This window comes from Stenotrophomonas sp. UBA7606 (genome assembly GCF_002477705.1).
In the GTDB taxonomy this organism is placed as follows: domain Bacteria; phylum Pseudomonadota; class Gammaproteobacteria; order Xanthomonadales; family Xanthomonadaceae; genus Stenotrophomonas.
This window is the reverse complement of record NZ_DLJW01000019.1, coordinates 1-23,137: the sequence shown is the minus strand read 5'-3', so window position 1 is coordinate 23,137 and position 23,137 is coordinate 1. Positions and strand designations below refer to the sequence as shown.

The 23,137-nt window shown below is 66.3% G+C and carries 19 protein-coding genes, 2 tRNA genes and 1 pseudogene; 10 read left to right on the top strand and 12 right to left on the bottom strand.

From position 1 onward, the window contains the following. Positions 1 to 55: 55 nt before the first annotated feature. From B2527_RS02970 to B2527_RS02955, 4 genes are read left to right on the top strand one after another with little or no spacing between them, the layout of a single operon-like run. Positions 56 to 502 carry a MarR family winged helix-turn-helix transcriptional regulator gene (locus B2527_RS02970; RefSeq protein WP_293706051.1) on the top strand — a complete coding sequence of 149 codons (447 nt, stop codon included), beginning with the start codon at positions 56 to 58 and terminating at the stop codon, positions 500 to 502. Between the two features lie 5 nt (positions 503 to 507). Next, a complete protein-coding gene (locus B2527_RS02965) occupies positions 508 to 1,995 on the top strand; it encodes an efflux transporter outer membrane subunit (RefSeq protein ID WP_293706073.1) in 1,488 nt (495 codons plus the stop codon). Between the two features lie 10 nt (positions 1,996 to 2,005). Next, entirely contained in the window at positions 2,006 to 3,187 is a 1,182-nt protein-coding gene (locus tag B2527_RS02960) for an efflux RND transporter periplasmic adaptor subunit (RefSeq protein ID WP_293706050.1), read from the top strand. Between the two features lie 7 nt (positions 3,188 to 3,194). After that, positions 3,195 to 4,754, top strand: coding sequence for a DHA2 family efflux MFS transporter permease subunit (locus B2527_RS02955; protein ID WP_293706049.1), 1,560 nt, complete (start codon positions 3,195 to 3,197; stop codon positions 4,752 to 4,754). Positions 4,755 to 5,019: 265 nt separating this feature from the next. Here B2527_RS02955 and B2527_RS02950 read toward each other — a convergent pair. Further along, positions 5,020 to 5,106 (bottom strand) — tRNA-Leu (locus tag B2527_RS02950). A gap of 226 nt (positions 5,107 to 5,332) precedes the next feature. Next, a tRNA-Leu gene (locus B2527_RS02945) sits at positions 5,333 to 5,419 on the bottom strand. A gap of 115 nt (positions 5,420 to 5,534) precedes the next feature. Here B2527_RS02945 and rnr point away from each other — a divergent pair. The 3 genes from rnr to B2527_RS02930 all read left to right on the top strand — a co-directional run bounded on the left by rnr (position 5,535) and on the right by B2527_RS02930 (position 10,157). Continuing rightward, positions 5,535 to 8,048 (top strand): ribonuclease R, encoded by a 2,514-nt coding sequence (rnr, locus tag B2527_RS02940; RefSeq protein ID WP_293706048.1) that lies wholly within the window; start codon positions 5,535 to 5,537, stop codon positions 8,046 to 8,048. A gap of 121 nt (positions 8,049 to 8,169) precedes the next feature. Next, positions 8,170 to 8,913 carry a 23S rRNA (guanosine(2251)-2'-O)-methyltransferase RlmB gene (rlmB, locus tag B2527_RS02935; RefSeq protein WP_293706047.1) on the top strand — a complete coding sequence of 248 codons (744 nt, stop codon included), beginning with the start codon at positions 8,170 to 8,172 and terminating at the stop codon, positions 8,911 to 8,913. An 8-nt stretch (positions 8,914 to 8,921) separates the two neighbouring features. Continuing rightward, positions 8,922 to 10,157 carry a P1 family peptidase gene (locus B2527_RS02930; protein ID WP_293706046.1) on the top strand — a complete coding sequence of 412 codons (1,236 nt, stop codon included), beginning with the start codon at positions 8,922 to 8,924 and terminating at the stop codon, positions 10,155 to 10,157. 332 nt (positions 10,158 to 10,489) lie between these two features. Here B2527_RS02930 and B2527_RS02925 read toward each other — a convergent pair whose 3' ends face one another. From B2527_RS02925 to B2527_RS02915, 3 genes are read right to left on the bottom strand one after another with little or no spacing between them, the layout of a single operon-like run. Next, positions 10,490 to 11,917, bottom strand: a complete 1,428-nt coding sequence (locus B2527_RS02925; RefSeq protein ID WP_414716978.1) for an efflux transporter outer membrane subunit — start codon at positions 11,915 to 11,917, stop codon at positions 10,490 to 10,492. After that, positions 11,914 to 13,866: a MacB family efflux pump subunit gene (locus B2527_RS02920; RefSeq protein WP_293706044.1), complete on the bottom strand. Its 1,953-nt coding sequence runs from the start codon at positions 13,864 to 13,866 to the stop codon at positions 11,914 to 11,916. Before B2527_RS02920 ends, B2527_RS02925 begins: the two co-directional genes overlap by 4 nt. Then, the gene (locus B2527_RS02915; RefSeq protein WP_293706072.1) at positions 13,863 to 15,206 is read right to left on the bottom strand and encodes an efflux RND transporter periplasmic adaptor subunit; all 1,344 of its coding nucleotides are present in this window, start codon (positions 15,204 to 15,206) and stop codon (positions 13,863 to 13,865) included. Before B2527_RS02915 ends, B2527_RS02920 begins: the two co-directional genes overlap by 4 nt. A 198-nt stretch (positions 15,207 to 15,404) precedes the next feature. Here B2527_RS02915 and B2527_RS02910 point away from each other — a divergent pair, with 198 nt between their 5' ends. From B2527_RS02910 to B2527_RS02900, 3 genes are all read left to right on the top strand, one after another. Further along, complete coding sequence (locus tag B2527_RS02910) at positions 15,405 to 16,130, top strand: response regulator (RefSeq protein ID WP_293706043.1); 726 nt, start codon at positions 15,405 to 15,407, stop codon at positions 16,128 to 16,130. After that, positions 16,127 to 17,518 (top strand): ATP-binding protein, encoded by a 1,392-nt coding sequence (locus tag B2527_RS02905; RefSeq protein ID WP_293706042.1) that lies wholly within the window; start codon positions 16,127 to 16,129, stop codon positions 17,516 to 17,518. The genes B2527_RS02910 and B2527_RS02905 overlap by 4 nt, the downstream gene beginning before the upstream one ends. 160 nt (positions 17,519 to 17,678) lie before the next feature. Next, positions 17,679 to 18,509, top strand: a complete 831-nt coding sequence (locus B2527_RS02900) for a GGDEF domain-containing protein (protein WP_293706041.1) — start codon at positions 17,679 to 17,681, stop codon at positions 18,507 to 18,509. Between the two features lie 13 nt (positions 18,510 to 18,522). On the opposite strand, the gene rnt is transcribed toward B2527_RS02900, so the two are convergent. From rnt to B2527_RS02865, 7 genes and pseudogenes are all read right to left on the bottom strand, one after another. Then, entirely contained in the window at positions 18,523 to 19,167 is a 645-nt protein-coding gene (rnt, locus tag B2527_RS02895; RefSeq protein WP_293706040.1) for a ribonuclease T, read from the bottom strand. Between the two features lie 257 nt (positions 19,168 to 19,424). Further along, a complete protein-coding gene (locus B2527_RS02890; RefSeq protein WP_293706039.1) occupies positions 19,425 to 20,195 on the bottom strand; it encodes a DNA-binding domain-containing protein in 771 nt (256 codons plus the stop codon). After that, positions 20,192 to 21,052, bottom strand: coding sequence for a DUF692 domain-containing protein (locus B2527_RS02885; RefSeq protein WP_293706038.1), 861 nt, complete (start codon positions 21,050 to 21,052; stop codon positions 20,192 to 20,194). Before B2527_RS02885 ends, B2527_RS02890 begins: the two co-directional genes overlap by 4 nt. Beyond that, complete coding sequence (locus B2527_RS02880; protein ID WP_293706037.1) at positions 21,036 to 21,398, bottom strand: hypothetical protein; 363 nt, start codon at positions 21,396 to 21,398, stop codon at positions 21,036 to 21,038. The genes B2527_RS02885 and B2527_RS02880 overlap by 17 nt, the downstream gene beginning before the upstream one ends. A 136-nt stretch (positions 21,399 to 21,534) precedes the next feature. Continuing rightward, on the bottom strand, positions 21,535 to 21,927 hold the full coding sequence (locus B2527_RS02875; RefSeq protein WP_293706036.1) for an RcnB family protein: 393 nt from the start codon (positions 21,925 to 21,927) through the stop codon (positions 21,535 to 21,537). A gap of 168 nt (positions 21,928 to 22,095) precedes the next feature. Then, positions 22,096 to 22,803 carry a phosphate signaling complex protein PhoU gene (gene phoU, locus B2527_RS02870; RefSeq protein ID WP_293706035.1) on the bottom strand — a complete coding sequence of 236 codons (708 nt, stop codon included), beginning with the start codon at positions 22,801 to 22,803 and terminating at the stop codon, positions 22,096 to 22,098. 154 nt (positions 22,804 to 22,957) lie between these two features. Continuing rightward, positions 22,958 to 23,137: pseudogene (locus B2527_RS02865) on the bottom strand (phosphate ABC transporter ATP-binding protein); the annotation flags it as partial.

Sequence of the window (23,137 nt, the reverse complement as noted above, 5' to 3'; positions counted from 1 at the left end):
CCAAGTAGAATATTTCCATTGAGAAATATTCCATCTGGAAGGAAAATGCCCACCCATGATCTGTGCCGACACCACCCAGCCCCCCAGCTTTGGCCTGTTGCTGCGGCAAGTCCGCGACGGCCTCGCCCGGCAGCTTGATGCCTCCATGGCCGAAGAAGACCTCGGCCTTGGATTCAGCCACTACATCGGTCTGAAGACCTTGATGCACATGGCGCCCTGTACCGCCAACCAGCTTGCACGCGGCCTGGACCAGGTTCCCAGCGCGGTGACCCGTCTGCTGGACAAGTTCGAAGCGCTTGGTTGCGTGCGCCGCGAGACGCATGCGCAGGACCGTCGTGCATTGCAGATCGTGCTCACCGATGAAGGCCGTGCCCTGTGGCTGCGTTTGAAACAGCGTGGCGACGGGGTGATGGAAGACGCCATGCGTGACCTGCAGGTGGAGGAGCGGGAGATGTTGATGTCCCTGCTGCTCCGTATACGTGACTCCTTGATGACCCCATGAAAACCATGTCCTCCCCCACATCCCTGGTTTCACCCGCCCGCGGCCTCCTGGCCGCGGCGCTGGTTCTTACCCTGGCCGCGTGCGCCAGCAGCCGTGGCCTGCAACCGCAGGGGCGATTGTTGGATGCCGACAGCCTGCACAGCAGTCGCAGCCTGGCCGGTACGCCGCTCAGTGCAGCCGGCTTTCCGGCAGCTGATTGGTGGCGTGCGTTCGCCGACCCGCAGTTGGATGCGCTGATCGACGAAGCCCTGCGCGGCTCTCCGTCGCTGGAGGCCGCCGATGCGCGCCTGCGCCAGGCGCAGGCACACGCCGCCAGCAGCAATGCCGAGCGCAAGCCCAACCTGTCGCTGTCCCCTGGCTATACCGGCATGCGCCTGCCCGAATCCATGGCCGGTGATGAAATCGGCGGCCATTACATGGGCAGCGTGCAGGCCGTGGCCAACTTCAGCTATGGCGTCGACCTGTGGGGCGGCAAGCGTGCCGCCTGGGAAGCCGCGGTCGACAGCGGCCACGCCGCAGCCGTGGATGCGCAGGCAGCGCGCTTGGACCTGGCTGCCGCCATCGTCCAGGGCTACGTGCAACTGGCCCATGCCGGGCAACTGCAGCGTGTGGCCAATGACGAACTGGCGCGCGCCGAGAAGACCTTGCAGCTGACCCGCCAGCGTCGCGCTGCCGGTATCGACAGTGAACTGCAGGTGCAGCAGGCACAGGCGCGGCTGCCAGCCGCGCAACAGCAGCAACTGGCCGCGCAGCAACAGATCGATGTGTCGCGCAATGCGCTGGCCGCGCTGCTCGGCAAAGGGCCGGACCGCGGCCTGGACATCAAGGTTCCGAATGAATTGAATCCGCTGGCCCTGCAGCTGCCAGGTGTAGTTCCCAGCGAACTGCTGGGCCGGCGTCCGGATATCGTTGCCGCGCGCTGGCGCGTGGAAGCGGCGGACAAGCAGATCAAGGTGGCCAAGACCCGTTTCTATCCCAACCTCAACCTGACCGCCTTGGGCGGGGTGGTGTCCAAGGACCTGGGCAGCCTGCTGGAAAGCGGCTCCACCTTCGGTCTGCTGGCGCCTGCGCTGAGCCTGCCGATCTTCGATGGCGGTCGCCTGCGCGCCGGCCTGGCCAGCAGCGATGCCGACTATGACCTTGCCGTGGCCAACTACAACCACACCCTGGTGGAGGCCCTGCGCGACGTTGCCGACCAGGTCAACGCCAGCCGTTCGCTGGCCGAGCAGGTGCAGGCGCAGCAGCAGCTGCGTGGCATCGCGCAGACCGCCTACGCGCTTGCGCAGCAGCGCTACCGCGCCGGTATCGGCAATTACCTTGATGTACTCAGCACCCAGGACCGCCTGCTGCAGGCCGACCAGGGGCTGAGCAACCTGCAATCACAGCAGCTGCTGTCTTCGGTGCGCCTGAGTACCGCCCTGGGCGGCGGCTTCCAGCCCTCCGCCGACACGGCGCCGGCCGTTGCTGCCGGCAACGACACCACGCATTCCTGAGAGTCCCCGAATGAGCCAGACAACCTCCCCCGATGCGGCAGCCGCCGCTCCCAGCCGTCGCGGCAAGCTGCTGCGCGGCCTGTTGTTCGTCATCCTGATCCTGCTGGCAGCGTTTGCCGCGTGGTATTACTTCCTGGGCCGCTGGGCCGAGGAAACCGACGACGCCTATGTCGGCGGCAACCAGGTGCAGATCACCCCGCAGATCACCGGCACCGTGGTGTCCATCGCCGCCGATGACGGCATGAAGGTGGAGCAGGGCCAGCTGCTGGTGCAGCTGGACCCGGCCGATACCGAAGTGGCGATGCAGCAGGCGCAGGCCAACCTCGCCAGCACCGTGCGCCAGGTGCGCGGCCTGTACCGCAGTGCGGAAGGTGCGCAGGCGGAATTGAACGCGCGGATGGTGTCGGTGAAGCGCGCACGCGAAGACTTCGCCCGTCGCCGTGACCTCGCTGCCAGCGGTGCCATCTCCAATGAAGAACTGGCCCACGCCCGTGACGAGCTGGCCGCTGCCGAAGCTGCCGTTGCCGGTTCGCGCGAGACCGTCGAGCGCAGCCGCGCGCTGATCGACGACACCGTCATCGCCACCCAGCCGGACGTGCAGGCGGCTGCGGCGCAGCTGCGCCAGGCCTATCTCAACAACGCCCGTGCCGGCATCGTTGCGCCGGTCACCGGTTATGTTGCACGTCGCTCGGTGCAGGTCGGCCAGCGCGTGCAGCCGGGTGCAGCCTTGATGGCCGTGGTGCCGGCCGAACAGATGTGGGTGGATGCCAACTTCAAGGAAACCCAGCTGCGGCACATGCGCCTGGGCCAGGAAGTGGAGTTGCGCTCGGACCTGTACGGCAGTGACGTGACCTACAAGGGCCGCATCACCAACCTCGGCCTGGGCACCGGTTCGGCGTTCTCGTTGCTGCCGGCGCAGAACGCCAGCGGCAACTGGATCAAGATCGTGCAGCGCGTACCGGTGCGCATCGCCGTCGATGCCAAGCAGCTTGCCGAGCATCCGCTGCGCCTGGGCCTGTCGATGAAGGCCGAGGTCAACCTGCATGACCAGAAGGGCACGGTGCTGCCGGCCGATGCAGCCAAGGGCACGGTGTACGGCACGCAGGTCTATGCCAAGCAGCTGCACGATGCCGACGCCCTGATCCACAGCATCATCCAGGACAACCTGCCGCCGTCCGCGCGCGCCAGCTGAGGTCACCATGTCCGCTCAAGCTCCCACGGCGCCGGCCACGACGGTCGGCGCAGGGCCAGCCAATGTTGCGTTGTGCACGGCCGGCCTGGCGCTGGCCTCGTTCATGCAGGTGCTGGATACCACCATCGCCAACGTCTCGTTGCCGACGATCGCCGGCAACCTTGGCGCCAGTTCGCAGCAGGCGACCTGGGTCATCACCTCGTTCGCGGTCAGTACCGCGATTGCCTTGCCGCTGACGGGGTGGTTGAGCCGCCGCTTCGGTGAAGTGAAGCTCTTCATCTGGGCGACCATCGCGTTCTCGGTCGCTTCCTTGTTGTGTGGCATCGCCCAGAGCATGGGCATGCTGGTGGTGTCGCGCGCGCTGCAGGGCTTCGTGGCCGGGCCGATGTACCCGATCACCCAGTCGCTGCTGGTGTCGATCTATCCACGGGAGAAGCGCGGGCAGGCTTTGGCCTTGCTGGCGATGATCACGGTGGTGGCGCCGATTGCCGGGCCTATTCTTGGTGGCTGGATCACCGACAACTACAGCTGGGAATGGATCTTCCTGATCAACGTGCCGTTGGGCATCATCGCCGCGGCGATTGTCGGCAGCCAGCTGCGCCATCGCGTGGAAACCACCGAGCGTCCGAAGATGGATTACGTCGGTCTGGTCACCCTGGTGATCGGCGTCGGCTGCCTGCAGCTGATGCTGGACCTGGGCAACGAGGAAGACTGGTTCAACTCGACCAAGATCGTGGTGCTGACCTGTATTGCTGCGGTGATGCTGGCGGTGTTCGTGATCTGGGAGCTGACCGACAAGGACCCCATTGTTGACCTGAAGTTGCTGCGGCATCGCAACTTCCGCGCCGGTACCTTGGCGATGATTGTTGGTTACGCGGCGTTCTTCTCCGTAGCCTTGATGATCCCGCAATGGCTGCAGCGCGACATGGGTTATACCGCGATCTGGGCGGGCCTGGCGACGGCGCCCCTGGGTATCCTGCCGATCATGGTGGCGCCGGTGCTGGGCAAGTTCGGGCACAAGGTGGACATGCGCTACCTGGCGACGATTGCGTTCTTCGTGCTGTCGATGACCAGCTTCCTGCGCTCGGGCTTCAACCTGCAGGTCGACTTCGCGCATGTGGCCGGCGTGCAATTGTTGATGGGTGTTGGCTTGGCGCTGTTCTTCATGCCGGTGTTGCAGATCCTGCTGTCCGACCTTGATGGCCGCGAGATTGCCGCCGGCTCCGGCCTGGCCACTTTCCTGCGTACGCTGGGTGGCAGTTTCGCGGCATCGTTGACCACCTGGTTGTGGGCACGGCGTACGCAACAACATCATGCGGACCTGACCGAGCATGTGTCGCTGTACGACCCGGGCATGCATCAGCAGGTGACCGCGATGGGGCAGGGCGATCTGCAGCATGGTGCAGCGGTGCTCAACGAGATGATCAACCACCAGGCCTCGCAGATGGGCTTCAACGACATCTTCCTGCTGCTGGGCTGGGTGTTCCTGCTGATCATCGGCCTGGTGTGGCTGGCCAAGCCGCCGTTTGGTGCGGGAGCGGGGGCTGCGTCGGCCGGTGGGCATTAGCCCTGGTTGTTGTAGGAACGGCGTAAGCCGCGAAGCTGATTGCAATGAAACTACAGCGAAGCCCGCAATCCGAAAGATTGCGGGCTTCGCTTTGTGTAGTGCCGAGCCATGCTCGGCAGAGGCCTTACCGATAGAGCCTCATGCCGAGCATGGCTCGGCACTACAGGTTGGGATTATCGGTAAAGCCCCTGCCGAGCATGGCTCGGCACTACAAAAGCATCGGGCACAAAAAAACCCGCTTTCGCGGGTTGTTTCGTTTGAGTCATGGTGCCCAGGAGAGGACTCGAACCTCCACGGAGTTGCCCCCGCTAGCACCTGAAGCTAGTGCGTCTACCAATTCCGCCACCTGGGCGACTCAGGAGCGAGATTATGTAGGACGTTTCTGGTGCCGTCAACAGGTTTGTGAAGAAAAAGCACGATCAGCGTAACCCGGGTAAGCGCAGCGCACCCGGGGCATCTGCAGCGGCTTGCTGGAGTAGGGAACCCCGGGTGCGCTGCGCTTACCCGGGCTACCGTGGCCTGTTTGTTCGAACCGCAAAAACGAAAAAACCCGCTTTCGCGGGTTTGATCTTGAAACGTGGTGCCCAGAAGAGGACTCGAACCTCCACGGAGTTGCCCCCGCTAGCACCTGAAGCTAGTGCGTCTACCAATTCCGCCACCTGGGCACTTCAGGCCGCGCAGTTTGAAGAGGATGCGCATCTTTGTCAACGCTTTTTCACAAACATCCGCAGTGACCGTGTGCGCACTCTGTACACCTGCGTCCATGTACCATGGAGGCTGATGAAAAACAAAAAGACCACTGGGGCCGACAAGGCCCGCAAGTCCGCCACCGGCAGCAAGCCGGGCAAGGCGCCGGGCAAAGCCCCCAAAGCAAAAAGTGCCAAGCTGCCGCCGTGGATGCCGGAGAGTCTGTCCGCGCCGGCGAAGTCTGCGGCCAAGCCAGGCAAGGCCGGCCCCCGCGCCGCCGCCAAACCCGGCAAACGCAAATTCACCGACGATGCCGCGCCGCAGAGTTTCGTGCGCGGCCGTCGCAAGTCGGGGCCGCCGGTGGCGACCTTCGATGATCCCTATGCATCGCGCGAGGCCGAGCGCTACGCGCAGCCCATCGCCAGCCGTGAGGCCATCCTGCAGTTGCTGGACCGCTGCGAAGGCCCGCAGAACGCCGAGGAGATCGGTGCAGCCCTAGGCCTGACCGAACCGGACCGCGCTGAAGCGCTGGGCAAGCGCCTGGGCGCGATGGTGCGTGATGGCCAGCTGGTGCAGAACCGTCGCGGCGGTTTTGCACCGGTCAGCCAGCTGAGCCTGATTCCCGGCGTGGTCATCGCCAACCCGGAAGGCTTCGGCTTCCTGCGCCCGGACGAAGGTGGCGACGACCTGTTCCTGTCGCCCTACGAAATGCGCAAGGTCATGCACGGCGACCGCGCGTTGGCAAATGTCACCGGCATCGACCGCCGTGGCCGCCGCGAAGGTGCCATCGCGCGCGTGCTGGAGCGCGGCGTCAACCGCCTGATCGGCCATTTCAGCGTGGAGGCCGGCATCAACTACGTGGTGCCGGACGACAAACGCATCCAGCGCAACATCCAGATCCCGGCCGATGCAACCGGCGGGGCGAAGGATGGCCAGCTGGTGGTTTGCGAACTGACCCATGCGCCGGACTCGCGTCGTCCGCCGATCGGCAAGATCATCGCCGTGCTGGGTGACAAGCTGACCCCGTCGCTGGTGGTGGAAACCGCCATCCACGGCCACGAGCTGCCGTATGAGTTCCCGCCGGAAGTGCTGGACGAAGCCACCGCCATTCCGATGACGGTGGAACCGTCGATGATCGGCAAGCGTGTGGACCTGCGTTCCCTGCCACTGGTCACCATTGATGGCGAAGACGCCAAGGACTTCGACGACGCCGTGTATTGCGAGCCGAACCGCGATGGTTTCCGGCTGGTGGTGGCCATCGCCGACGTCTCCAACTACGTGCGTCCCGGCACGCCACTGGATGACGAGGCCCAGCGCCGCGCGACCTCGGTGTACTTCCCCGGCTTCGTGGTGCCGATGCTGCCGGAGACGCTGTCCAACGGCATCTGCTCGCTGCGGCCGAAGGAAGACCGCATGTGCTTTGTCTGCGACATGCAGGTGGGGCGCGATGGCCAGGTCAGCGGCTCGAAATTCTACGAAGCGGTGATGAACTCGCATGCGCGCCTGACCTATACCCAGGTATGGGGCGCGGTGGGCGAGGACGATGCCGACGCCAAGGCCTTCATTGGCCCGTTGCTGCCGCAGATCCAGAACCTGCACCAGCTCTACCGCATCCTGTCCAAGGCGCGCGAGCGCCGTGGCGCCATCGAGTTCGAATCCTCGGAAGTGCGCTTTGTGCTGGACAACCGCGGCGAGGTCACCCAGGCCGGCATGATGGTGCGCAACGACGCCCACAAGCTGATCGAGGAATGCATGATCGCGGCCAACGTGGAAGCCGCGCGCTACCTGCTGTCCACCCATATCCCGGCACCATTCCGCGTGCATGAGCGTCCGCCGGAATCCAAGTACGCCGACCTGCTGGAGTTCCTCAAGGAGTTCAAGCTGAGCCTGCCGGCGTGGAGCAAGGTCCAGCCGGGTGATTACACCAAGTTGCTGAAGAAGGTGCGCGAGCGCCCGGATGCGGCGCTGCTGGAGTCGGTGCTGCTGCGCAGCCAGTCGCTGGCGGTGTATTCGCCGGACAACAACGGCCACTTCGGTCTGGCGCTGGAGGCCTACGCGCACTTTACCTCGCCGATCCGTCGTTACCCCGACCTGCTGGTACACCGTGCCATCAAGTACGCGTTGACCGGCGGCCCGCGCGAGGAATACACCTATACCCCGCGCGAGATGGCAGCGCTGGCGCTGCAGTGTTCCGAGCGTGAACGCCGGGCCGATGAGGCCGAGCGTGAGGTGGACGAGCGTTTCCGTGCCGCGTGGATGGAAAAGCACGTCGGCGGCCAGTTCGATGGCGTGATCAGCGGCGTGACCAGCTTCGGTCTGTTCGTCGAACTGGACGAGTCCAAGGTCAACGGCTTGGTCCACGTGACCCAGCTGCCGCACGACTATTACCAGTTCGATCCCATCCGCAAGACCTTGAGCGGTGACCGTCGTGGCAACGAATTTCGGCTCGGTGACCGGGTCCGCATCCTGGTGCTGAAGGCCAGCATGGAAGAGCGCAAGATCGACTTCCGGCTGATCGAAAAACTGGATGGCGAGCCGCTGGACGAAGGCCTGCCGCCGCTGCCCGAACGTGGCAAGCCGGCGAAGCGGGTCAAGCAGAAGTACTGATGCCGGTGGTGGCTCCGCCATGGCGGAGCCGCCTTTCCCGTCCCCTGCAGGCCGGTGGCAGCTGCGGGCGGGGCCGAATCGGCCTACCATTGCCACCCCCAGAAGTCCCCATGTGACGCCCATGAGCAAGCAGAACCAGTGGATCGTCGGCGTCAATGCCGTTGCTTCGTCGATCGAGAAAGACCCCGAAAACGTCCGTGAGGTCCTGATCGAGGCCGGCGCCAAGAACCCGCGCCTGGTCGAAATCGAGGAAGAAGCCCTGCGCAAGGGCATCGACGTGCGCAAGGTCAACGCCCAGGCGCTGGGCGGCGTGGCCGGCCAGGTCCGCCACCAGGGCGTGGTTGCGCGTTACGCCGCGCCCAAGCTGTGGGCCGAAAACGAGCTGTCCGGCCTGATCGAAGCCGCTGAAGGCAAGGCGCTGGTGTTGGTGCTGGACGAGGTGCAGGACCCGCACAACCTCGGTGCCTGCCTGCGCAGTGCCGCTGCCGCCGGTGTCACCGCCGTGGTGATTCCCAAGGACAAGAGCGCGCCGGTCAATGCCACCGTGCGCAAGGTCAGCGCCGGCGCTGCCGACCGCATCCCGGTGGTGGCGGTGACCAACCTGGTCCGCACGATCAAGGAGATGCAGAAGCTGGGCGTATGGGTCTACGGCCTGGCCGGTGAAGTGGACGCCACCATCCACCAGCTCGACCTGCGCGGCAACGTGGCGCTGGTGATGGGTGGCGAAGGTGACGGCATGCGCCGCCTGACCCGCGAAACCTGCGACCAGCTGGTGCGTATCCCGATGCCGGGCGATATCGAAAGCCTCAATGTATCCGTGGCGACGGGTGTGGCATTGTTCGAGGCCGTCCGCCAACGCCTGTAAGGAACTTCATGCCCCGCACGCCGCCTCGTCTTTTCCTTCAATTGACCGTGGCGCTGGCGGGGCTCTGTGCCCTGGGCGCTGCGGCCCACGCCGCCGCCCCGCAGGACACCGCCGCCCACGACGACGTCGCCCGGGACAGCCTGCGCGTACGCGCCCGTGATCTGGGCGTCGCCCCCGGCATCTTCGCGCCCGGCAGCAACAACGCGATCACCGACGTGGCTGGCGTGCGCGTTGGCCAAGTGACGCTGAGCACGGGCAATACGGTGCGCACTGGCGTCACCGCGATCCTGCCGCACCCCGGCAATGCCTACCGCTCGCGGGTGCCGGCGGCCCTGCATGTTGGCAACGGCTTCGGCAAATTTGTCGGCAGCACCCAGGTCAATGAACTGGGCGAGCTGGAAACCCCGATCCTGCTGACCTGCACGCTGTGCGTGTGGAAGGCCGCCGATGCGATGGCCGAGTGGATGCTGGCGCAGCCGGACATGCAGCAGGTGCGTTCCTTGAACGTGGTGGTCGGAGAGACCAATGACGGTGGCCTCAATGACATCCGCGCCCGGCCGGTGACCGCCGATGCCGTGCGTCGAGCCTTGGAAGGTGCCAAAAGCGGGCCGGTGCAGGAAGGCAGCGTGGGCGCAGGCACGGGCACGGTGGCGTTCGGTTGGAAGGGCGGTATCGGCACCTCGTCGCGCAAGCTGCCCGAGAGCCTGGGCGGTTGGACGGTGGGCGTATTGGTGCAGGCCAATTTTGGCGGCGTGCTGCAGGTGGAAGGCGCGCCGGTTGGGCGCGAGTTGGACCGTTATGCGTTCCAGAACGCGGTTGCCGCGCAGGGCAATATGCGCGGGCTTGCCGACGATCGCGGCGATGGCTCGGTAATCATTGTGGTGGCCACCGATGCCCCCTTGTCCGACCGCAACCTGCGGCGCCTGGCCTCGCGCGGAATGATGGGCCTGGGGCGTACCGGCAGTTCTGCCTCCAACGGCAGTGGCGACTATGTGCTGGCGTTTTCAACCGCAGCATCGGTGCGGCGCGGGTTTGATGCGGCGCAACTGCAGACCACTGAACTGGCCAATGAGCAGATGAGCGCGGTGTTCCAGGCCAGCGTGGATGCGGTGGAAGAATCGGTCTACAACGCCCTGTTCATGGCGACCACGGTCAGTGGCAATGGGCAGACGGTGGAGGCGATACCGCTGGACAAGGTGCGGGAGGTTTTGCAGCGGCATGGGGTGAAAGCACCGGGGCAGTAGGGTGCTCGGAATGCTGCAGACCGCAGAGATGGTTGTCGAAATCGCTTCTCCCGCGGGCGGGAGAAGGTGGCGCGGAGCGTCGGATGAGGGGGCTTTTGACGTTGTTTCTTCTCCCGCCTGCGGGGGGCGAACAGGCATTCACGAGCCAAAGGCGCGTGACTTCTCTTACGCCCTGCGTGCCACGCCGGGCCGAGGCGCGGAGCGCGCTGCCCGACGAGACTGCCCCCGCGAAGGCGGGGGCGGATGAGGGGAGCTCTTCAGCTTCTCGGCCTTTCAGCGTTTGCTTCTCCGCTCGGCCCTCTCCCCAACCCCTCTCCCGGAGGGAGAGGGGCTCACGAGGCCCCACCACCCAGCGCCTTGTACAGCGTCACATCATTGACCAGCTGGCTGCGCTTGGTCTGCGCCAATGACAGCTCGGCGTTGCGGCGGGTCTGCTCGGCCTCCAGCCAGGTGCGCAGGTCGGTGGCGCCGGCGCGGTAACGCACTTCGTACAGGTGCGCGATTTCCACCGCCTCGTCATACGACGCCTGCGCGGCAGCTACCTGCTCGGCCAGCCGGGTGCGCGCCGACAAGGCGTTGTCCACCTCCGACAGCGCGGTATACAGCGTGCGGCGGAAATCATTGGCGGCGATCTGGTAGGAAAGATCGGCGGATTTGATGTCCAGCTGCATCTGCCGGAACTTCAGGAACGGCAGGCTCAGCCCCGCCCCCAGGGTTGCCACCGGATTGGTCAGCACATCGCCCAGCGAGGCGCTGGAACTGCCTACCGCGCCGCTCAGGCTCAGGCTGGGGTAATAGCTGGTGGCGGTGACCTTGATGTTCTTCAGCGATTGCCGCAGGCGCAGTTCGGCCGCGCGCAGGTCGGGGCGGCGCGCCAGCAGCTCGGCCGGCAGGCCTTCGGCCAGGGCCGGGCTCTGCGCGATATCCAGGTTCTGCGGCTCATCGGCCAGCGGCCACGGCTGGCCATCCAGCAAGACGGTCAGCGCGTTGCGGGTTTCCACCCGCTGCTGTTCCAGCTGCGATTGCGCGGCCTTCTGGCTCTCGATGTTCTGCTGCGCCTGGCGCACTTCCAGCCGCGATACACCGCCCGCATCGAACTGTGTCTGCACCAGGGACGCGGTGCGCTGCAGGCGTTCGAGATTGGCCTGGCCTGTCGCAATTGCCTGGTTGAGGTAACCCAGTTGCCAGTACAGATCGGTGCTCTGGCCGACCAGGCTCAGCACCGTGTTCTGCAGGTCCTGTGCGGTGGCCTGCGCCTCCCATTGGGCGATGTCGCGCTGGCCGCGCAGCTTGCCCCACAGGTCCAGTTCCCAACCCAGCGAGACGCTGGCGCTGTGGTTGCGCGACCAGTCGTCGCCGCTGTCGATGCTGCGGCTGCCGCTGGCACTCACCGAGCCATTGGCCTGCGGCCACAGGTCGGCTGTGGCCAGGCCGGCCTGGGCGCGGGCGCGTTCGAGTTTGAGCCCGGCCGAGGCCATGTCGGTATTGCGGGCCAGCACGGCCTCGATCAGGCGGTCCAGGCGAGGGTCGGCAAAGCCCTGCCACCAGGCATCAGCGTGTACGTCGGCGACCGGCGCGGTGACTTCGTGCGCAACGGCCTGCACCGGCGCATTGGCGGCGGCATCGCCGCGGCCATAGACGGCGGGTACGCGCAGCTCGGCGGCCGGGTCGGCGCTGGGGGTGGTGGCGCAGCCGGCCAGGGCGGCGGTCAACGCGGTGGAGAGCAGCAGGGGGCGCAGTAGGTTCATGGTCATCTTCATTCGCGGGCCAGGGCTTCGACCGGGTCGAGCTGGGCGGCATTGCGTGCCGGCAGGAAGCCGAACGCCACGCCGATCAGGGTCGAGCAGGCAAAGGCGGCAATGATCGAGCCGGTGGAGAACATCAGGGTGAAGCTGGCACCAAAGGTCTGGAACGCCCAGCCGATGGACAGCGCCAGCGCGATGCCCAGCACGCCGCCGAGCAGGCAGACCAGCACCGCCTCGATCAGGAACTGCTGGCGGATATCGCTCTGGCGCGCACCCACGGCCATGCGCACGCCGATCTCGCGGGTACGTTCGGTCACCGACACCAGCATGATGTTCATCACGCCGATGCCGCCGACCACCAGCGCGATCGCGGCGATGGCGCCGATCAGCAAGGTCATGGTCTTGGTGGTGGATTCGATGGTCTCGCGGATCTCGGCAGTGTTGCTGAGGAAGAAATCCTCGGTGCCGTGGCGCAGGGTCAGCAGTTTGGTGATGGCCGACTGCGCGGCATCCATCGGCGTGTCGTCCTTCACCCGCAGGGTGATGCTGCTCAGGTAGGTCTGGCCCAGCATGCGTGCCATCACCGTGGTGTAGGGCACCCACACGCTGAGGTTGGTGCTGCCACCAAAGCCCATCGACTGGCGCTTGGCCACGCCGATCACACGGGCCGGCACATTGCCCAGCAGGACCACCTGGCCCAGCGGGTCGTCACTGCCGAACAGCTGGGTGCGGGTGTTCTCGTCGATCACCACCACCTGGGCCAGGCTCTTTACTTCGCTCTCGTCGAAGTAGCGGCCGCTGACCAGCGACATGCCCTTGACCCGGAAGTACTGGTCACCGATGCCGCTGACCTGCGCCGAGGCGGCCTTGTTGCCAACCCGTGCGGTCACCGAGCTGGACACGCTGGGGGTCACGCTGTCGATATAGCTCTGCGTGGCCAAGGCCTCGGCATCGCTGCTCTTGAGCGTCTGCACGCGGCCCGAACGCATGTCGCCAAAGCCCTTGCCCGGGTAGACGTCGATGGTATTGGTGCCCAGGGAGGAGATGTTCTGCAGGATCTGCTGCTGCGAGCCGTTGCCCATCGCCACCACCGATACCACCGAGGCGATACCGATGATGATGCCAAGCATGGTCAGGAAGGTGCGCAGGCGATGGGCATTCATCGCCAGCAAGGCCATGCGGAAGGCCTCGACGAAGCGGTCGCGGGCGGCTTGGAAGGCATTGCCGGTGCTGGGCTGCGGGGCAGGGCATTGCTGCTTCTGCAGCGCCGGCACCTTGTCGTTGCGGCGGTCGGCGATGATCTCGCCGTCGCGGATCTCGATGATGCGCTGGGCGTGCTCGGCCACATGCATGTCGTGGGTGACGATGATGATGGTCTGGCCCTCCGCATGCAGCTCGCCGAGGATGGCCATCACTTCCTCGCCGGAGGCGCTGTCCAGCGCACCGGTGGGTTCGTCGGCCAGGATCACCTCACCACCATTCATCAGCGCACGCGCGATCGACACGCGCTGCTGCTGGCCGCCGGACAACTGGCCCGGTTTGTGGCCCATGCGGTCGCTCAGGCCCAGCCGCGCAAGCAGCGCCTCGGCGCGGCTGCGGCGGGCATCTGCAGGGGTACCGGCATAGATGGCCGGCACTTCCACGTTGCCGCGCGCATCCAGATCTCCCAACAGGTGATAGCGCTGGAAGATGAAACCGAAATGCTCGCGGCGCAGCTCGGCCAGCTCGTCCGGCTGCATGCGCCCGGTCTCGCGGCCGGCCACCTTGTAGGAGCCGACAGTGGGGCGGTCCAGACAACCGAGGATGTTCATCAGCGTCGACTTGCCCGAGCCGGACTGACCAACGATGGCGACCATCTCGCCGGCGTGGATGTCGAGGTTGACGTCCTTCAGCACGGCGATGGTTTCCTCGCCGGCGGGGAACTCGCGACGCAGGTCGCGCAGTTGCAGCAGCGGCTGGCTCATCGGCGCGGACCACCCATCATCGGGCCCATCGGGCCGCGCTGGTTGCTGCTGGATTTCTCGCCGGCGGTGACTTCGCCGACCACGACCAGCTCGCCTTCCTTCAGGCCTTCCAGCACTTGGACATTGGAGCCGTTGTTGAGGCCCACCTTGATCGTGCGCGGCTCCGGCTGGCCCTCCTTGTTGACCACGCGGACCACGTAGCTGTTGCTCTTGGCCAGTGCGGCGGCATCCGGCTGGCGGCGCTGCTGGCGCTGGCCTTCCTGCTTGCTGCGGGCAGCGCGCTGCTCGCCATTGGCGGTATTCGCGCCGGGGCCACGGCCGCCTTCCGGCACCTTGGGGCCGAGCGCGACGGTGGGGATCAGCAGCGCGTCCTTGGCCTGGGCCAGCATCACCGACACCTGCGCGGTCATGTCGATGCGCAGGGTGCCGTCCGGGTTCTCGACGTCGAACAGTGCGTTGTAGTACACGGCGGTGCTGGAGCTGGATGAGGATGAGCTGCTGGAGCTGGTGCTGTCGGTGCTGATCGAGGCCGGCGCCGGGTTCACCGTGCGCAGCGTGGCCTGGTACTTGTGATCGGGGTTGCCAAGGATGGTGAAATAGACCGGCATGCCGGGCTTGATCTTGACCACGTCGGCTTCGGAGATTTCTGCGTTGACCGTGACCAGGTCCAGCCGCGCCAGCTTGACGATGGTCGGCGCCGACTGGTTGGCGTTGACCGTGCGACCTTCTTCGGCCACCACTGCCACCACGGTGCCATCGATGGGCGCGGTGATGCGGGTATAGCCGAGGTTGGCCTGGGCGGTGCCCAGCTCGGTTTCGCGCTGGCGAATCTGCGCATCGAGCGCGCGGATCTGCGCGCGGGTGCTGGCCAGGTTGGCTTCGGCCGACTCATAGTCGGCGCGCGAGGTGGCTTCGGCGGCCAGCATCTCCTTCTGGCGGGCGAAGGCCAGCTCCGATTCCTTCAACGAGGCGGTCTGCACCGCACGCTGGGCGCGGATGTTTTCCAACGCGGCTTCGGCGTTCTTCAGGCTGTTTTCCTGGGTGACCGAATCGATTTCGGCGATCAGGTCGCCCTGCTTGACCACATCACCCAGCTGCACCTTCAGCACCTTGATCTGGCCCGAAGCCTGCGCACCGACGCTGACCAGCTTGTAGGCATCGATCACGCCGGTGGCATCGACCGTCTGTTCCAGGTCGCCGCGGCTGACCGGCGAGGTGGCCATCGAAGGAGTAGCGGGCTTGCGCGTGGCCCAGAACACGCCGCCGGCGATCAGGACGACGATGGCAGCGGCAAGCAGGAGGCGGTTGCGGCGGGAGGAGGGCAGCAGCTTCACGGTGATCAGGCACTCAGGCTGGGCCGCAGCGTGCGGCGTTGATGCCAGTGTGGTCAGCGCCCTGTTCAGCCTCAAGGCACAGTATGTGTCGGCGTGTATCAGGTTCAGCCAGCCATGTGTCGCTGTGTATCAAACGTGGGTGTTGATACTCGTGGATACATGCACGGGCGCGCACGACGATCCGCTAGCATGGATCATTGCCCCATGACGGAAAAACAGACCTTGCACCGCTTGTTGGTGGTAGACGACGACAGTGACATCCGCAACCTGCTGGCCGAACAGCTGGGCCGGGCAGGCTACGCGGTGAGCACGGCGGCCGATGGCAGCCAGATGCGCCAGGTGCTGGCGCGCGAGCACGTTGACCTGATCGTGCTGGACCTCAACCTGCCGCGCGAGGATGGCCTGGCCTTGTGCCGGGAACTGCGCGTGCGCTCGACCACGCCGGTGATCATGCTGACCGCGCGCAGCGAGCCGATCGACCGCGTGCTGGGCCTGGAAATGGGCGCGGACGATTACCTGGCCAAGCCCTTCGAGCCGCGCGAGCTGCTGGCGCGCATCCGCAATGTACTGCGTCGCACCGAGGCGCTACCGGCCAACCTTGAGCCACTGGCGATGCGTAGGGCGGTGTTCTCCGGCTGGGTGTTCGACCTCGAACATCGCCATCTTATCGACCCGGCCAAGCGCGTGGTGATGCTGTCCGGCGCCGAGTTCCGCCTGTTGCGGGTACTGGTGGGGCATGCCAACAAGGTGTTGTCGCGCGAGCAGCTGGTGTCGCTGAGCAGCGGCCGCAGCTATGGATCCCAGGACCGCGCCATCGACCTGCAGATCAGCCGCCTGCGGCAGAAGCTGGGAGACGCGGGGGCCGATGGCCTGATCAAGACGGTACGCAACGAGGGCTACGTGTTCGCCAGTGCGGTGACGCTGGAATGAAGCGGCTGCGTCTGTTCCTGTCGTCGATGGCGGGGCGGCTGTTCGTCATCCTGCTCGTCGGCATGATGGTGGCCGCGATCGGCGCGACCTTGCTGGCGGAGTCACGCCGCCAGCAGGAGTTCGAGCGACAGAACCTGGCCCGCATGGCCGACCGCCTGCAGGGCTTCGTCAACCTGCTGGACGGCAACCCGGAGCTGCGCAGCCGCCTGTTGGCGGTGGGCGGGCCGAACGTGCGCGAGGTCAAGCAGGTCGCACGCATCGGCGGCGCCGACACGGCCTTGATGGACGTGCTGGCCGCGCGCGGCGGGGTGCTCGCTGGCGCACGGGTACGGGCCACCAGTTTCCGCGCCTGCATGCCTCAGTTGCCGGAGTTCCTGCCGCCGCCGACACGGGGCCAGCGTCCGCCGCCGCGTGAGCGCGATGCGGAGTTCACGCCGCCGCGTTGCCGCCTGGTGGAGCTGACGCTGAGCGACGGCACGCCACTGAAGCTGGCGCTGGAATACCCGGCCGTGGCACGACGTTCGGCAGCGGCGTTTGACCCGTGGTTCCTGTCGTTGCTGGCCCTGGCCATCGGCCTGCTGGCCTATCTGGTTGCGCGCATCGCCAGCTCGCCGTTGCAGCGGCTTGCAAACCACGCCACCGCGCTGGGCCATGACCTGCAGCGTGATCCCTTGCCGGTGACCGGGCCGCTGGAGGTGCAGCGTGCCGCAGAGGCATTCAACGCCATGCAGAAGCGCCTGCAGCGGCACCTGGGTGAACGCACGCAGATGCTGGCCGCGATCACGCATGATCTGCAGACGCCCCTGACCCGGCTGCGGCTGCGGCTGGAGAACGTTGCCGACGAGACCCTGCGCGAGCGCCTGATCGCGGATCTGGCGGCGATGCAGGCGCTGATCCGCGAAGGGCTGGAACTGGCGCGGAGTGCCGAAAGCGCCGAGCAGCGTGCCGCGCTGGATCTGGATTCGCTGCTGGAGAGCGTGGTCGAGGACGTGGCCGAGTCCGGCCACGATGCAGCCTTGCAGCAGGGCTGTGGCGCGGTATTGATGCTGCGCCCCCTGGCGATGCGGCGGCTGTTCTCCAACCTGGTGGAGAATGCAGTGAAGTACGGCCGCAGTGCGCGGGTGAGTGCGTGTTGTGATGGCGGTGCCATCGAAGTGCGGGTGCGCGACCACGGCCCTGGGCTTGCCGGCGACGAACTGGAAGCGGTGTTCACCCCGTTCCTGCGCCTGGAAACCTCACGTTCGCGCGAGACCGGTGGAGCCGGCCTGGGCCTGACCATCGCCCGTGCGCTGGCGGAAAAGGACGGTGCAACGCTGGTGTTGCGCAATCACCCGGATGGCGGGCTGGAGGCGGTGGTGCGCTGGGAGGCGCCGCAGCGGGCGGGCTGAGCGCAGCGCGCCGCCGCGTTCCATCGTGGCCTGTCGCGATGCTGGGACGGCGTGACCGGCATCGCTGAATTTCACCCGGTGTTTGCTAGTATCGGGCGACCAGCTTGGGGCATGAACGATGGAAGTGGAGAGGGTTCTGGCAGCCAGGTCGGGCGCGCGGATGCGCTCGCTGGTGGGGGGGGCGAAATTCTTTTCCCAGGGTTGCGTGCTGGCGGGGGTGACCGCCGGCCTGCTGCCGCAGGTGGCATGGGCGCACAGTGGCAATGCCGGATTCGGCGGCGTGTCCGGCGTGCTCGGTGCGGTCTGCGTGCTGCTGGTGATCGCGCTGTTGTGGATGGGCGCGCAGCTGCGCCAACAGCGCAGCCAGGCCGAACAGTTGGCCGTGCAGGCCCGCACCGAGGCGAGCCAGGTGCAACATCGGCTGGAAGCGGCTTTGCTGGAAAGTGCGCAGCTGGAACAGCAGTTGCGGGAGCAGGCCGAGGCGTTTGAACGCCTGGCCAACGAAGATGACCTCAGTGGCCTGCCCAACCGGCGCGCGTTCGATGACGCACTGGCCCGGGACATGGCGCTGGCGCGTCGCGGCGGGCGTCCCTTGAGCCTGGTGGTGCTGAGCATCGACCACCTCAAGCAGATCAACACGCAGTGGTCGCGCGCGGTCGGTGACCTGGTGCTGTGCGAAGTGGGTGACCTGATGCGGCGCAGCTTGCGTGCTTCGGACATGCCGGCGCGGCTGGGCAACAAGGAGTTCGCGGTGCTGCTGACCGATACCGCGCTGGCAGACGCCGAAACCGCCTGCCAGCGGCTGCAGCGGCTGTTTTCGCAGTACGCCGAATGGGGCGGCCATCCGGGCGGCGACATCAAGGTGAGTTTCAGTGCCGGGGTGGTAGAGCTGGGCGAGGACGACCAGGCGCCGGTGCTGTTTTACCAGCGCGCCAAGAACGCGTTGGCGCAGGCCAAGCGGGGCGGGCGGGCGCGTACCTGCGCGGGTTGAGCCCGCGCGGTGCTCAACGCCCCGGCGCGGGCGGCCAGGCGTTGACGATCTTGCAGAACAGGCGCGCCGTCTGCTCGGTGTCGTATACCGCGCTATGCGCTTCGTTGGCATCCCAGTCGAAACCGGCGGCCTGCACCGAGCGGGCCAGTACCGTCTGCCCATAGGCAACACCAGCCAGGGTCACCGTGTCGAACACGCTGAACGGATGGAAGGGGTTGCGCTTGTGGCCGCTGCGGGCGACCGTGGCATTGAGGAAATTCAGATCGAAGTGGGCGTTGTGCCCGACCAGGATGGCGCGCTGGCAGTTGTATTTCTTCATCGCCGCGCGCACCGGTGCGAACACATGTTCCAGCGCCTCGCGCTCGGGCTTGGCCAGGCGGAACGGGTGGTCAAGCACGATGCCGGTGACTTCCAGCGATTTGGGATCGATTTCGGTACCTTCGGCCGGGATCACGTGCGCACTGGCGGTCTGGCCCGGGTAGAGCAGGCCGTTCTCGTCCATCTCCACCGGCACGGCGGCGATTTCGAGCAGGGCATGGCGGTTCCAGTCGAAACCGCCGGTCTCCACGTCCACCACCACCGGCAGAAAGCCACGGAAGCGTTGCGCCATCGGCGTAAAGGTGGGGTGGGGGAGCGGGGATTCAACAGATTCGTTCATCGCAATAGGGTAGCAGAGCGGGTCAAGCCCCCGTGCCGCCTGTAGTGCCGAGCCATGCTCGGCAGAGGCCTCACCCATAACAACCCGCCCTGTAGTGCCGAGCCATGCTCGGCGAAGGCCTCACCCATAACAACCCGCCCTGTAGTGCCGAGCCATGCTCGGCAGGGGGCCTCACCCGTAACACCCCCCCCTGTAGTGCCGAGCCATGCTCGGCAAGGGGCCTCACCGGTAGAGCATCAGCCGAGCATGGCTCGGCTCTACAGGGGGGCTTGCCTGACTGGCGCGACGCCTACGCTGCCCAGCAAACAGCCCTTGTCCCGCAATTGCCGCAGCATCGCCGCCGCATTGCCGAGGAAATCCGCATCCGCCGTTGTCCCGGCCTCGATCGCCAACTGCTGCACCTGTTCGAGCCCGCTGAGCCGGGGAAACTGCTCCAGCCTTTCCAGCAGGCGGTAAAGCATCGGCGAAAGCTCGGAGAACACGATTGTCCCATCGGTCGCGCGCCGGGCCAGCAGCAGGGTCGGTTGCAGCGGCGGCTCATCGGGCTGGTATTCCGGGCCAATCCTGTGCACGGGCCATTGGTAGGCCAGAGCACGGCAGAACGGCGAACAGACCGGGCTGCCAGCCAGCAGGTCGCCGTGCGGCTCATGCGCTGGCAGCGGTTCGTCGCTGATCTTCAGCGCCAGCTCGATCCACTCGTAATGCGCCAGCTCCAACAGCCAAGGCGCGGCCGGGTCGGTCGGGCGTTGGTCCAGATAGGCGATGAACTCCTGCCCGAACTCGGGGAACACCGGCGTCTGCGGGCGGTGATCGCGGCAGAACGCGCGCACCAGCTGCTGCCAGCGCGGCTCGCCCAGGGTGCGTGCAATCACCGGGAAGTTGCCGCTCAGCAGGCTCTTGATGTTGTTGAAATACAGGTCGCGGTACACCTGCAGCCGCGCATCGGCGATGCCGGCCGGGGTCGGCTGGCGCGGGTCGCGCAGATGGGCCGCAAATACCTGCTGCAGTTCGCGCAGGGTATCGCTCATGGCGCGGCTGCAGCCTGCTGCAACTGGCGGATGCGGCCGACTTCATCCAGTAGTTCGGCCAGCGGCGGAAAATTGAAATCCCGCTCCAGAAGGGTGGGGCGCACCCCATGCATGGCGTAGGTATCGGCCAGCAGGGCCCAGACATCGCTCTTCACCGGCATGCCGTGGGTGTCGATCTTCAGGTCGTCGGTCTCGTCGTGGTGGCCGGCCACGTGGTAGCTGGCAATACGCCGCGATGGCAGCCGTGCCAGAAAATCGCGCGGATCGTAAGCATGGTTGATGGCGTTGACGTAGACGTTGTTGACGTCCAGCAGCAGGTCGCAATCGGCTTCGTCCAGCACCGCGTTGATGAAGCTTGCCTCATCCATGTCGGCGGCGGGCACGGCGTAGTAGGAGGCGTTTTCAACCGCGATGCGGCGGCCGAGGATGTCCTGGGCCTGGCGGATGCGGGCGGCGACGTGCTGTACCGCTTCGGCGGTGAAGGGCAACGGCAGCAGTTCGTACAGCTGCGCCTGGTCGCTGCACCAGCTCAGGTGCTCGCTGTACAGCGCCACCTGGTGCTGGTCGAGGAAACGGCGGGTCTGCTCAAGGAAGGCCACGTCCAGTGGCGCCAGCCCGCCCAGTGACAGCGACAGCCCGTGGCAGCTGAGTGGATGCCGGCGGGAGAGCGTGTGCAGGGCTTCGCCGAGGGCTCCGCCGACGCCTATCCAGTTGTCCGGTGCACATTCGAGGAAGTCGAATGCACCGGCAGGTGCCTGCTGCAGCTCGGCCAGCAGCGAGCGGCGCAGGCCCAGCCCGGCACTGGCCGGGGCTGGGCCGCGCGCGCTGACGACGGTGGGATCAGTGCTTGCCGCCACACTTGCCCTCGCCGCACTTGCCTTCGGCGTGCGCCTTGTCGGCCGCTGCGGCGTTGTCGGTGCTGGCGTTGTCCGTTGCCGCCTTGCTGGCATCGCTGTTGGCGCTGTCGGTCTTGGCCGCGCCGCACTTGCCTTCGCCACATTTGCCTTCGGCGTGGTGCTTGGCGGCGGTGTCGTCGGCCTGCGTGGTGCTGGCTTGCTTTTCAGCGGTGGGCGGGGTCTGTGCGCTTGCACCGAGGGCATAGCCCTGGGCCAGGTCGGTGATGGCAAAGGCGGGGGCGGCGATGCCGCCGAGCAGGGCGGCGCCCAGTACAAGGGTGACGGGTTTGCGGATGTCGTTTGCCAAGGGATAGCTCCGGTAGCGAAGGGGCCGGGGGGAGGCTGGAGCTTAACAAGACCACCGCTGCCGTGGCGCCACCTTGCCATCGTTGGAATGACAACGGGCCGATGATGGGCCCGTTGCGGTGCATCGGCACTGGAGCTCAGCGCTGCGCGTTGACGATATCAATGATCAGGCCGGTGGCCACGGCCACCAGGACATAGCGATCATCGACCTTGCGCCACTCATTGCCGCGGCCGGGCTTGTGCAGGCCTTGCCGGCTGTAATCGGCGACGCGGTTGCCACGCTGGTGCTGCGGCAGCCGTTCGCCCTTGCGCGGGGCGTGGTGTGCGCTGTTGTTGGAGGCGTGGCGGCTGCCGTTGTGGGCCGTGGCTGCCGGGCCGTTGTTGGCGTGGCCCTGGTTGTGCCGGGCGCTGCTGCGCTGCGGTTCATCGCGACGCGTGTGGTCGCGATCGCGGTCCTGCGCAGGGGCGGCAAAGGCGCTGGCAGAGGCCAGCAGGCACAGGCTCAGGACGGTGGCGGCGATACGCTTCATGGGGTTTCCCCGGTGCGCGGCGGAAGTGCTGCGGACGGGTTCCATGCTCGGAAAAATTCCGTGAATGCGGAATTAAAAAAGCCGAGCGGGGCGTATCACTTTGTACCGGCGTGTATCGGCCCGCCACGACCAGGTGTGGCGGACCGATGCGAACCGGTCAGGGGTGGCTCAGGCGTGATCGACGGTGCTGGTTTCGTCGCGCTTTTCGCGCGGCGGCAGCGGCGCATCACCGTGCACCAGGAACCAGACGTTCTCGGCAATGTTGGTGGCGTGGTCGCCGATGCGCTCCAGGTTCTTGGCCATGAACAGCAGGTGCGTGCATGGGGTGATGTTGCGCGGGTCTTCCATCATGTAGGTCAGCAGCTCGCGGAACAGCGCGGTGTACTGGGCGTCCAGGCGTGCGTCGTCGGCGCGCAGGCTGAGTGCGGCTTCGGCGTCGTTGTCACGGTAGGCCTCCAGCGCACGCCGTACCTGCTGTGCGGCCAGCCGGCCCAGGGCACGCAGGCCCTGGATCTGCGGCAGTGGCGGCACGCCGGCCAGGGCGATGGAGCGCTTGGCGACGTTGGCGGCGTAGTCGCCGATGCGTTCGATGTCGGCCGGGATGCGCAGGCCGGCGAGGATCTCGCGCAGGTCGCGGGCCATCGGCCCGCGCAGGGCCAGGCGCATCACGTCATGGCTGATCTGCTGCTCAAGCTGGTCGATGGCTTCGTCGTTGGCGACGATGCGCTGGGCGGCCTTTTCGTCACGGCGTTCGATCACGTCCAGCGCGGCCTCGAGCTGCGCGACGGACATTTCGCCCATGCGCACGATCTCGGCTACCAGCCGCTGCTGCTCTTCGTCATAGCTCTTGACGATGTGGTCGTTGGGAAGATTCATGGAATGCTCGCTGGAGACTGTTCGGGTGGGACTGCATTCGTTCGGAGCTGCGTTGCCGTCCATGGCGTACATCTGGCTTCGGAGTGCGGCCCGGCCGTCCATGGCCAGGCGTCCAGCGGGCAGCGGATCCCTGTACGGTCCGCCTGCGCCAGCCTCAGCCAAAGCGACCGGTGATGTAGTCCTCGGTCTGCTGCTTGGAGGGGTTGGAGAAAATGGTCTCGGTGCGGTCGTGCTCGATCAGGTCGCCCAGGTACATGAAGGCGGTGTAGTCGGACACGCGCGCGGCCTGCTGCATGTTGTGGGTGACGATGGCGATGGTGTAGTCGTTCTTCAG